The following is an 8360-nucleotide window of genomic DNA, read 5'->3' on the forward strand; positions in this document are numbered from 1 at the left end:
TCCTCCCCTTATATTGTGATAAGGGAAGTATACGTTTTTTATCCTAAGGGGTCAATATTCAATGATAATAGGGGGTCAATATTTATTGTAAATCAACATACCTGTTCTGATCGGAAAAGGGTTAAGTAAAACATATCCTCTGGGTTCCACAATCAGAATTGACGACCCTGTGCTTCAGAAACCAATTACTCTAAAAGTCCAGGGGGTTTTGAAACAAAATGAATATCATTCCAATTTTTATGCTCTCAGTTCAAAACAGTATTATAATTTTTCTGTTATTTTGCCTGTTAATGAAGAATTCATTAACAATTCAAGCATTGACCTTCAACTCAATGGACTTTTTGATATTATACTTCTTCAAACTTCGAAAGATAAAATTGAAGATTTAAGCAAAGTTATTCAAGACAATTTAGGCTTGAAATTTAATTTTTATACTCAACAGGAGAATTATGATTATTTTAATGAATACTATTTCAGTTCACTAAAAATTATAGCTATAGTAACTACAATTTTGCTTTTAATTGTAACTTGTCTTTCTGTTTGGAGTTCATTAGTCAGTATACGTTTGATGATCAAAGACTTTACAATTAATTTATTAGTTGGATTAAGTTATTCAAAGTTACGAAAAATCTTTTATGGTTATTATGGAATATTGTTTTTTATCAATTTAATAGTTTTGTTTTTCATAACTGCTTATTCAAGATACGGAAATTGGCTAAGGAAGGATGCTTCTTTTGTCACTTATGGTTTATTTGGTTTAGTAGGGATGGATTGGTTTGCTTTATTGGTAGTACTAATTTCTGATATTATTATTGGGATAATTATTGTCGAAATCATGTTATGGAGAATTAAAAAAGTTCCAATTTCTTTGGGGGTATTGCAATGAATAAAATTATTGATTTAAATATTCAAGAAAAAGTGTATAAGAGTAAAAAATCACAGCTTTCAATTTTAAATAATTTTAAACTTGAAGTTTATGCTGGGGAAAAAATTTCTATTGTAGGAGAATCCGGAGTAGGAAAAACTACTCTGCTCAATATTCTTGGATTGTTAGATGTAAATTATAACGGTACTTATACTCTTTTTGGCTCGCTGACTGATGATTTAAATGCAAGTCAATTAGCACAATGGCGGAATCAAAAGATCGGTTTTATCCTTCAAGAGTCAGCATTAATCAATTCTTTGACGATTGAAGATAATATCAAATTACCTTTACTCTATGCAAAATCTGGTGAAAAGTACAAATCAGAGGATTTTGAAAATATCACTAATGCAATCGGGATTAAATCTATATTAAAAAAGAAACCGCTTGAATGCTCTACTGGAGAAAAATCTCGAGCTGTATTTGCAAGAGGCGTAATTATGAAACCTCAACTTATTTTATGCGATGAGCCTACAGCATCTTTAGATGTTGATAATAAGGAAAGAATTGTGAGTCTACTTTTTAAAATGAATCAGGATTTTAACACTACTATTATTACTGCGACACATGATTTAGAAGTGGCTAATCGTCATGAAAAAGTAATTCATCTTGAGAGGAGGGCATAAAAATGGGTTTTTTTGTAATGATTTTTTCAATGATAATTGGTGTATTTTTAATTGCTTTAGGAATTTCTCTAAAGAAAAGCAAAAAAAGTAGTTTTTGGAATATAGTTGTTAGTGTGATTGGGATAGTATTAGTTCTTTTTGCTATTTGGTTAGGACTTCCAAAATAAAATCTGGTTTTGTCAAATAAAGTGCAGTCGGATAGTACTCCCTATATGTTAGGATAGTTGTCGTAAAGAAAATAGTGTATAATAAACGCGACAAACACCGTGGAATAAGTTGGAGCGACCCAAGTAGTTTTTACTGCTTATGCCGTAAAAACTACTTGAAATGCACAATTTTATGCAAAGCTTTTGCCCATGCCGGTGGGTGCAACACACCCACCGACTGCCCAGCGGCGAGCGTCAAATTTCTAAGGCTCTTCTATAATTATCCCTGTAATACTTTTTAAAGCTCACAGTGACATTTTTATAGGCTATTGACAATAAAATTTTTGCTTCTTTATCGTATAAAATAAATGTAGTATAATAACATTAAATACATATAGACTGGAGCATTAAGCTTATTATGGAAGGCAACGCCGCTAAAAGACCGACGGTATTGGGCGTAAACATATTATTTCTGATAGTAGTGATTTTATTTTTCACTGTGGGAGCTATGGCTCAACAATACGATATTTATACGGGCCTGTTGATAACCGAGTTTGGCATAATACTGGCGTCGTCGTTGATTTATATGGCTTGGCAAAGAATGCCCGTAAAATATGTTGTGCGGTTAAATCCCATAACATTGCGGCAGGTCGTGCTTGTCGTGCTAGTTGCCGCCAGTGGTTATGGGGTGGTGACATTTTTATCGCTTATATGGATGTATGTGCTGGATTTGGCAGGCCAATTGCTGCCGCAGCCTATACCTGTTATCGATACCGGAGGAGCGTACTTGCGGGCATTGGCTGTCATAGCTGGTTCGGCAGCCATATGCGAGGAAACTTTATTCAGGGGGGTGATGTTGAGAGGCTATGAGGTTTACGGGGCACGTAAAGCGGTAATTTACAGCGGCATATTATTTGGCCTTATGCACGCTAATATACAAAATTTCATAGGGCCTATATTCCTCGGCATAACCATAGGCTATATGGTGTATATCACCGATTCGATATTTGCGGGAATGATAGCGCATTTTATAAATAATGCGGTAGCTGTAACGCTGTCGTATATAGCTACTGTATTAGCTGAAGCGATGGGCCAAGAGGAGATGGCCCAATCGTTGGCCGAGCTGCCGGCTTCTCAATTATGGGTTACTATGGGCGTGTATGCGGTAATAGGCATTGCCTCGCTGGCGCTATTCATATGGTTTTTAAATATGCTTAAGGATGCAACCTCGAATAAAAGCACGCATATTCCTGCTGACGAGGATATTGAACATCCTAAATTTGTCCATTTTATACCGCTTATAATAGGAATAATATTTATAGCGGCTGAATTGGTGTTGCAGTTAATGATTATTTTGGGGATAATAAATTTAAATAGCGTTTTATAGCAAGAAGGAAGGGGTTCTCATGGAGGATTTAACGTTTTTGGTGGTGGACGACTCGGCTTTTATGCGCAAGGTCGTGAAAGACATGCTTGCGGAAAGCGGCTATGATAAAATATATGAGGCCGGCAATGGCATACAAGCCGTTGAAAAGGCTGCGCAGGTGAAGCCGGATATCGTAACGATGGATATAACCATGCCTGATATGGACGGTATACAGGCGGTTAAAGAACTGCTTAAAGTAAGTCCCAAATCTAATGTAATAATGTGCTCGGCATTGGGGCAAAAGAATATGGTGTTAGAGGCCATGAGGAGCGGGGCTAAAGAGTATGTGATCAAACCATTTGAAAAATCCAAATTGATGGAGGCTGTACGGCGCGTGTTGTATTCCTAGCGTGGCGCTGATTTGAAACAGCTGCGGCGGCGTGCTATAATAAGGCAGATAGAATTTTATGATTGGGGATGATAGTGATGAGGGGCGACCTCTATGAAGTAACTGCACTGAGCAGCCGCTATATATTTATAATACTCATATATATCATCCTGTATCGCACCATAAAAGGGATAAAGATGGAGTATGCGTTGGCCGCTGCCGGGGTTGCCAAACCCTCTATGGAGCCATCATATGGCATATTATCAGTGGTAGAATGCCTTGACGGTGTTTCGACTATATGGGCAGGCATGGAATTTCCTATAAAGGAGCGGAATACTATAGGCAGAAGCAGGGACAATTATATAATTATAGATAGAGATGATGTATCCAAGCAGCACGCTGTTGTATATGTGGAAGATAAAAAAATATATATAGAAGATATGCACAGCAAAAACGGAACGTTTGTCAACGGCAAAAGAGTCAGGAAGGTTACCCGCATAAGAGATGGCGACTCCATCGCCATAGGCCCTGTGATGTTCATGGTGAAAATCCCTGCTGCCATTAAAAATCAGGAGATAGGGTGAATGACTTATCGAGCTAGAGGCAGAGCATGGGATGTATTGACAGCTATAATAATATTTAATCTCGCAGGGTTTATATTGCTGGCCTTTAAATCATCGCCTATAGATGATCAGGCGTTGCATATGGCTATATTTACATCTGCGGTATATGTGATATCTTATATTATCATGATAAGCTTTTTTAAGCAATGCGATAAGTATATAACGTTGCTTATATTTGCTCTGAGCAGCATAGGTTTCATTATGTTGTATAGGCTGGATGCACAGACCGCCATACGGCAGGTACAGTGGTTTATGCTCGGCATATCGGCTTTTTTTGTCATACTGATATTATCTCGATATATGCGTGGTTTAGACCGATACTTTTATATTTACGCTGTAGTATCGGTGGCATTGCTGTTATTGCCCATGCTAATAGGCACGATAAGGGGCGGCGCCAAAAACTGGATAGAAGTGGGCGGCTATACCGTTCAGCCATCTGAATTCGTAAAATTGCTTTTTATTTTAGCAACGGCATCTATACTAAAAGAGAAAAGGAGCATGAAAGAGCTGTTGCCATTGATGGCTTTTGCGGCAATATGCATGGGGATACTGGTATTGGAGAATGACCTCGGCACCATGGTCATATATTTTGCTGTTTTTGTTATAATGCTCTATGTAGCCACCTCCAATATCATTTATGTTTTGGGCAGCCTTATAACGGCAGGTGCGGTCGGTTACGTAGCATATCTGACCTTGGGGCATGTCAGGACAAGGGTGGAGGCATGGCTCAATCCATGGGCGGATGCGACAGATCGCGGTTATCAGATAGTACAGTCGCTGATAGCCATAGGATCGGGCGGCTGGCTTGGCTCCGGATTAGGTTTAGGCCAGCCATATATAATACCGGCCGCTAAGACCGATTTTATATTCGCTGCTATCGCCGAAGAATTCGGCATATTGATAGCTGTGGCGATTATAGCCATGTATTTTATCCTCATTTACAGAGGAATGAAGATGGCTTTGAGTGCGAATGATCCGTTTAATGCGCTGATAGCAATAGGTGCGGCTGCTACATTGGGATTTCAGACCTTTGTTATCATAGGAGGCGTTATAAAGCTTATACCGCTTACCGGGGTGACGTTACCGTTTGTCAGTTATGGCGGCAGTTCTATGGTGGCCAGTTTTATGCTGGTGGGCATCATGCAAAGTACGGTTATCCAGCCTAAGCCTTCCGGTGAGGTTTATGAGAAGGAAATAATAGGAGAACGCTATAGTGAATCGTATTAAGAGGAATACCAAACAGGTGTTGGCCGTTTTCGCAGCCGTATTTATGCTGTTAATAGGATACCTGCTGTACACTTATTTTTTCCAAGGCAATCGACTGGCCAACAGCTATTATAATAAACGCATAACGCAGAAAAGCCAGGAAGTAGTATGGGGCGATATAAAAGATAGAAATGGCGAGATGCTTGCCGTAAGTCGACAAAAGGACGGTCAGTGGGTAAGGGATTATCCGTATGGGAAGGTGACTGCACATGTAGTTGGATATGTGGATCCGAAGCTAGGCCGAGCCGGTATAGAAAATTCTCAAGCCACCTACCTTTTAGGTTTGAACAACGGAGTGCTTGAGCAGGCCGTACAACGTTTCGTATTCCATGAATTGCACGGTAATAACGTTATATTGACGCTGGATTATCGGTTGCAAAAAGCTGCTTATGATGCGCTGGGCAATAGGCGGGGCGCGGTGGTGGCTATGGATCCGCGCACAGGCGAAGTGCTGGCGATGGTGAGCAAACCGGACTTTGATCCGAATAACCTGGCTGCATTGAGCGATAAGGATGCCTTGTATAATAAGGCGTTGCAGGGCACATATCCGCCAGGTTCTGTTTTTAAGGTGGTAACGCTGGCCTCGGCTTTGGAAAATATACAGGATATAGATTCGCAAACTTTCACATGCAATGGTTATATAAATGTGGGGGATTATAAACTAAGCTGTTCGGGTAACAAAGCGCATGGCCAACTGGATATAACCGAGGCGCTAGGGGTATCGTGTAATACCACGTTTGCCAGTATAGGACTACAGCTCGGCGATAAGCTTTTGTCACAAACCGCTGAAACGTTTTTATTCAATAGAACATTTGCATGGGACGATATGACGGTATACGCCAGCAATTTTCCCAAAGAAGAGCAGATAACTGACGATGAGCTGGCTAAGGATGCCATAGGACAAGGCAAGGTGACGGTGACTCCCATGCACATGGCCATGATAACATCGGCTATAGCCAATGATGGGGATATGATGCAGCCGAGGCTTGTCAAGGCGGTGGAGAACAGCAGAGGGCGCATTATACGGCGCTTTAATCCAAAACGCTATGCTCATGTGACAGACAAGCCCATAGCCGACGAGATAACTGATATGATGGTATCGGTAGTAACCGATGGGACAGGCAAATCTGCGCGCATATCGGGCGTCGATGTTGCCGGTAAGACCGGTACGGCGCAAGCCGGCGGCCAACAGGAGGATCATGCATGGTTTATAAGCTTTGCTCCTGCCGACAATCCGTCTATAGCGGTGGCCGTTATAGTGGAGAATGCCGGTACAGGGGGTGTTCAGGCCGCCCCTGTGGCTCGCAAGGTAATGAAGCAGGCTTTAATTCTAGGATATGAGTAAAGGAGAGTACTAATGCATAAGTTGATTATTTTGAGGGATATTGGCGATGAGTATACGGACGAAATAAAAAAAATAATTCCCGATTGGGAGATCGCATTTGCTGTTGGCGATAATGAAGGGATTCCGTTAAGGGATGCCGAGATACTATTGGGCTGGAATAAACATACCGCCGAGCAATGCCTGTATGACGGTACGCCGCTCAAATGGGTACAGACGTGGAGCGCCGGGGTTAACGACATGCCGTTTGAAGCATTTAAAAAATACGATATAATACTTACAAATGCCAGCGGTGTTCACAGCGTGCCTATATCTGAAACGCTTATAGGTATGATGCTGGCCTTTGCCAGAAAAATAAATACATATATACGCAACCAGATGAGCAAAAAGTGGGATCGTTCATCTAATACCGATGAACTGTTCGACAAGACGGCAGGGATATTGGGCGTAGGGGCTATAGGTTTAGAAGTAGCCAGATTGGCAAAAGCGTTAGGGATGAGGACACTGGGATTTCGCTATTCGGGGAAACCTGCTGATTACGTGGATGAGATGTATGGTCCTTCCAATTTGGAAGAATTGCTTAAAAAGAGCGACTATGTCATAAATGTATTGCCTTTGACCAATGACACATTTCATATAATGAACGAAAGGCGTTTTGAAATCATGAAGCCGACGGCCTATTACTTAAATGCCGGAAGGGGTTCGACTCATGATGAGAAAGCACTCATAAAGGCATTAAAAGAAAAATGGATAGCCGGTGCCGGACTGGATGTATTTGAACAAGAGCCGCTGCCATTGGAAAGCCCGCTGTGGGATATGGACAATGTCATCATAACGCCGCATACGGCGGGCGATAATGGGCGCTATGTTGAAAGGGTCATGAATATATTTATACCTAATCTGAGGGCGTATATATCCGGCAGCAACCAATTTATAAACAAGATAGATTTGGATAAACAGTATTGAGGTATTGACAATACACTTGACAAGACACTAATCTTTCTATATAATAATTCCTAGGAATTATTATATAGAAAGGACTTATATATATGAAAACCAAAGATATAGTAATTGCCGGTATATTAACGGCATTTTCCATAATGATACCGTTATGGTTTGGAGGCGTGCTGGCGGTAACCATACCGCCTTTTTCGGCTACCATAGCCTCTCATGTGCCTGTCATGCTGGCTATGGCCGTCAATCCTCTGGTGGCTGTGGTGGTCGGCTTGGGCTCGGCGCTGGGCTTTTTGCTGAAAGGTTTGCCGTTGGTGATAGTGGCCAGGGCAGCCATGCATCCGCTCTTCGCTTTTGTTGGTGCTCGGCTTGTAAAACGCGGTGTGCCGTTTACGAGTGCATTGGCCGTTACGCTGCCTATACATGCAGGCTTAGAGGCATTGGTGGTACTGCCGTTCGGCTTCGATATATATTCGGCCCTTGTGATAGTTGGTATAGGAACGGCGCTTCATCATGCGGTGGATTCGGCCATATCATTGGCGGTATATCGCTCGCTTATAAGCGCAAAAGTATTTCCTTCGGTTACCAAAACCGCGTGATAGGTGATAAAAAAATTTTGTGCTATGGCTATGTCAATAGCCTATAAAAATGTCATATAAAAAGGTTCAATTTTGTTCGACAAAAATGTCACTGCGAGCTTAAAAAAGTATTACAGAGATAATTATAG

10 protein-coding genes are annotated in these 8360 nt (G+C 41.3%); all 10 read left to right on the plus strand.

Annotated features, from left to right (window positions below; genetic code table 11):
- Positions 1-208: 208 nt before the first annotated feature.
- A complete protein-coding gene (locus JG770_RS10030) occupies positions 209-886 on the plus strand; it encodes a hypothetical protein (RefSeq protein ID WP_291958507.1) in 678 nt (225 codons plus the stop codon).
- Positions 883-1548, plus strand: coding sequence for an ABC transporter ATP-binding protein (locus tag JG770_RS10035; RefSeq protein WP_291958510.1), 666 nt, complete (start codon positions 883-885; stop codon positions 1546-1548). Before JG770_RS10030 ends, JG770_RS10035 begins: the two co-directional genes overlap by 4 nt.
- A 2-nt stretch (positions 1549-1550) precedes the next feature.
- Positions 1551-1715 carry a hypothetical protein gene (locus tag JG770_RS10040; RefSeq protein ID WP_291958513.1) on the plus strand — a complete coding sequence of 55 codons (165 nt, stop codon included), beginning with the start codon at positions 1551-1553 and terminating at the stop codon, positions 1713-1715.
- Positions 1716-2112: 397 nt separating this feature from the next.
- A complete protein-coding gene (locus JG770_RS10045; RefSeq protein WP_291958515.1) occupies positions 2113-3081 on the plus strand; it encodes a type II CAAX endopeptidase family protein in 969 nt (322 codons plus the stop codon).
- A 19-nt stretch (positions 3082-3100) separates the two neighbouring features.
- Positions 3101-3469, plus strand: coding sequence for a response regulator (locus JG770_RS10050; protein WP_291958518.1), 369 nt, complete (start codon positions 3101-3103; stop codon positions 3467-3469).
- 77 nt (positions 3470-3546) lie between these two features.
- The gene (locus tag JG770_RS10055) at positions 3547-4032 is read left to right on the plus strand and encodes an FHA domain-containing protein (RefSeq protein ID WP_291958521.1); all 486 of its coding nucleotides are present in this window, start codon (positions 3547-3549) and stop codon (positions 4030-4032) included.
- The gene (locus JG770_RS10060; RefSeq protein ID WP_291958524.1) at positions 4033-5298 is read left to right on the plus strand and encodes an FtsW/RodA/SpoVE family cell cycle protein; all 1266 of its coding nucleotides are present in this window, start codon (positions 4033-4035) and stop codon (positions 5296-5298) included.
- The gene (locus JG770_RS10065) at positions 5285-6682 is read left to right on the plus strand and encodes a penicillin-binding transpeptidase domain-containing protein (protein WP_291958527.1); all 1398 of its coding nucleotides are present in this window, start codon (positions 5285-5287) and stop codon (positions 6680-6682) included. The genes JG770_RS10060 and JG770_RS10065 overlap by 14 nt, the downstream gene beginning before the upstream one ends.
- 12 nt (positions 6683-6694) lie before the next feature.
- Positions 6695-7645 carry a D-2-hydroxyacid dehydrogenase gene (locus JG770_RS10070; RefSeq protein ID WP_291958529.1) on the plus strand — a complete coding sequence of 317 codons (951 nt, stop codon included), beginning with the start codon at positions 6695-6697 and terminating at the stop codon, positions 7643-7645.
- Positions 7646-7728: 83 nt separating this feature from the next.
- Positions 7729-8232: an ECF transporter S component gene (locus JG770_RS10075; protein ID WP_291958532.1), complete on the plus strand. Its 504-nt coding sequence runs from the start codon at positions 7729-7731 to the stop codon at positions 8230-8232.
- Positions 8233-8360: the final 128 nt, after the last annotated feature.

Origin of the sequence: Mahella sp. (assembly GCF_020054945.1) — a bacterium.
Taxonomy (GTDB): Bacteria; Bacillota; Clostridia; order Mahellales; family Mahellaceae; genus Mahella.

Coding starts and splice junctions, on each gene's coding strand:
- JG770_RS10035 (WP_291958510.1), top strand. CDS start 883: ATGAATAAAATTATTGATTTAAATATTCAAGAAAAAGTGTATAAGAGT.
- JG770_RS10040 (WP_291958513.1), top strand. CDS start 1,551: ATGGGTTTTTTTGTAATGATTTTTTCAATGATAATTGGTGTATTTTTA.
- JG770_RS10045 (WP_291958515.1), top strand. CDS start 2,113: ATGGAAGGCAACGCCGCTAAAAGACCGACGGTATTGGGCGTAAACATA.
- JG770_RS10050 (WP_291958518.1), top strand. CDS start 3,101: ATGGAGGATTTAACGTTTTTGGTGGTGGACGACTCGGCTTTTATGCGC.
- JG770_RS10055 (WP_291958521.1), top strand. CDS start 3,547: ATGAGGGGCGACCTCTATGAAGTAACTGCACTGAGCAGCCGCTATATA.
- JG770_RS10060 (WP_291958524.1), top strand. CDS start 4,033: ATGACTTATCGAGCTAGAGGCAGAGCATGGGATGTATTGACAGCTATA.
- JG770_RS10070 (WP_291958529.1), top strand. CDS start 6,695: ATGCATAAGTTGATTATTTTGAGGGATATTGGCGATGAGTATACGGAC.
- JG770_RS10075 (WP_291958532.1), top strand. CDS start 7,729: ATGAAAACCAAAGATATAGTAATTGCCGGTATATTAACGGCATTTTCC.